Here is a 446-nt window from a genome sequence, read left to right on the forward strand (position 1 = left end):
AGTCGGAGAGATGTTCGACCTTAACAGTCAGATAGCGACAGCATCTGAAGAACAATCCATGGTATCTGCGGAGATCGACCGAAACATCAGCGACATCGCTCATCTAGCAAGTAATACACATACCGTAGTATCAGGATCAGTGCGTTGTAGTGAACAGGTATCGAGCGTGAGTGTGAAATTAGAGAAGATTGTGGCTCAGTTTAAATACTGATGTGTAGCCTACTTTGTTGTGGGCTGTCACCACCTCTGAATACACTGTAGGTAATAAAAAACGCCCTTATCGCTTTATGCTGATAAGGGCGTTTTAATTCTATAAGGACACTTTCTGTTATCTGTAGACTATCGATGTCTACAAACAGCGGTTGTCCGAAGCACTAGCCTAGATTAGCCACGTGCTTTTAGGAACTCAGCGTAAGTACCACGGAAATCGTTGATCTTGCCATCTT

General features: G+C 43.7%; 1 pseudogene. It reads left to right on the plus strand.

Features of this window, described 5'->3' with window-relative positions:
• A pseudogene (locus BCT81_RS04320) lies at positions 1-211 on the plus strand (methyl-accepting chemotaxis protein); the annotation flags it as partial.
• Between the last annotated feature and the right edge of the window lie 235 nt (positions 212-446).

It is taken from the genome of Vibrio sp. 10N.261.52.A1 (genome assembly GCF_002876325.1).
GTDB lineage: Bacteria > Pseudomonadota > Gammaproteobacteria > Enterobacterales > Vibrionaceae > Vibrio > Vibrio chagasii.